Annotated in this window: 2 protein-coding genes; both read left to right on the forward strand. The window is 60.8% G+C overall.

Annotated elements, in window-relative coordinates; all coding sequences use genetic code 11:
* Window positions 1–1,414: beta strand repeat-containing protein (locus CDN38_RS22900; RefSeq protein ID WP_204903246.1), on the forward strand; the 1,414-nt coding region annotated here is incomplete at its 5' end.
* Window positions 1,415–1,653: 239 nt separating this feature from the next.
* Window positions 1,654–1,807 (forward strand): PPE domain-containing protein (locus CDN38_RS22905; RefSeq protein ID WP_099319202.1); only part of this gene is annotated, 154 nt, incomplete at its 3' end.

Consider the following 1,807-nt stretch of genomic DNA (forward strand, 5'->3'; position numbering starts at 1 on the left):
GGTTTCGGCGGCGGCTGCGCGGTTGGCTTCCTGGTCGGGTTCGGTGGCGGGGTTGCCCGGGTTGTCGGGTCTGGTCGGTGGTGCGACGGGGGCCGGCGCAGCGGCCGGCGCACCGGCAGCGCTCGCCGCACAGGCGACCGCCGGCCCGGCGGCGGTTTCGCAATGGCTTGACGACTTCGTCTTCAACCTGGGTTTCGGCAACATCGGTTCCTACAACCTGGGCAGCGGCAACATCGGCGGGCTCAACCTGGGCAGCGGCAATATCGGCAACTGGAACCTCGGCAGCGGGAACTACGGAAGCGTGAACTGGGGTGGCGGGAACACCGGGACCGCGAACACCGGCAGCGGAAACGCCGGCGACTACAACTTCGGCAGCGGAAACTTCGGCAGCGGAAACCTGGGCAGCGGCAACATCGGCAGCCTCAACCTGGGCAGCGGAAACTTCGGCACCATCAACATCGGCGGTGGAAACCAGGGAGACGTGTGCCTGGGCAGCGGAAACACCGGCGACTTTTCCCTCGGCGGCGGGAATTCCGGTGGTAGCAACATCGGCTTCGGTAACAACGGCAGTGGCAATATCGGCTTCGGCAATTTAGGTAGTAACAACATCGGCTTCGGGCTCACCGGTAACGGTCAAATTGGCTTCGGCGCATTGAACTCGGGGAGCAACAATATCGGATTGTTCAATTCGGGCAACAACAACATCGGTTTCTTCAACTCGGGTAACAATAATATCGGCTGGATGAACTCGGGCAATGGGAATACGGGTTTCGGTAACGCGGGCGACTTCAATACCGGCTTCTGGAACGCGGGCAATTCAAATACTAGCATTGGTAGTGCGGGCAACGCCAACTTTGGTATTTTTGATGCAGGCAACGGAAACTTTGGCAGCTTCAACGTGGGGACCCATAACACCGGCTTCGGGAATTCTGGTGCGGGAAATACCGGTTTTTTGAACGCGGGCGACTCGAACACCGGGTTCTGGAACGGGGGCAATGTCAATACCGGCTTTTTCAATGGCGGTGACACCAACACCGGCGGCTTCAACGGCGGCAACCTCAACACCGGTTTCGCCAGCGCGGTGGACCAGCCGGTCTTGAATTCCGGGTTCGGTAACCAAGGTGCCGGAAACTCGGGCTTTGGGAACAGTGATCCCAACGGTGCTGTCAACTCTGGCTTCTTCAACACAGGGACCGGTAACTCGGGATTCTCGAATGCGGGGCCCGCGCTGATCCCCGGCTTCAATTCGGGTTTCAGCAATATCGGCACTAACAATGCCGGATTTGTCAACTCGGGTAATAACCTTGCAGGCATCTCGAATTCCGGTGACGACAGCTCGGGCATTGTTAATTCCGGCGATCAGAACTCCGGCGGCTTCAATTCCGGCACCGGAATTTCCGGGTTTTTCCGGTAGCAGCCGAATCTGGGCTGCCGCCAGCGGATTCGGGCGCGCCGGCATGGGCGGCGGCGTCCGGCATCGGCGAACGCCTTCCTTGTGGTGGTTGGGTGGCCGACACGGGTGGGTAGATGTGTATAAGAGACAGGCCTAGGGTCGCTGCCAGGAGCGGTGGTTGCTGGGCAGGTGTGGGGTGGTGGTTGCGGTAACGCCGGTGGGTGGTGTTGAGAATATTCCGTTGAAGGAGGGGCGGGTCGATGAATTTTTCGGTGTTGCCGCCGGAGGTTAATTCGTTGCGGATGTTTTCTGGTGCGGGTTCGGGGCCGATGTTGGCGGCGGCGGCGGCGTGGGCTGGGTTGGCCGATGAGTTGGGGTCGGCGGCGGCGGCGTTTGGGTCGGTGACGTCGGGGT

This window comes from Mycobacterium ostraviense, from assembly GCF_002705925.1.
Taxonomy (GTDB): Bacteria; Actinomycetota; Actinomycetes; order Mycobacteriales; family Mycobacteriaceae; genus Mycobacterium; species Mycobacterium ostraviense.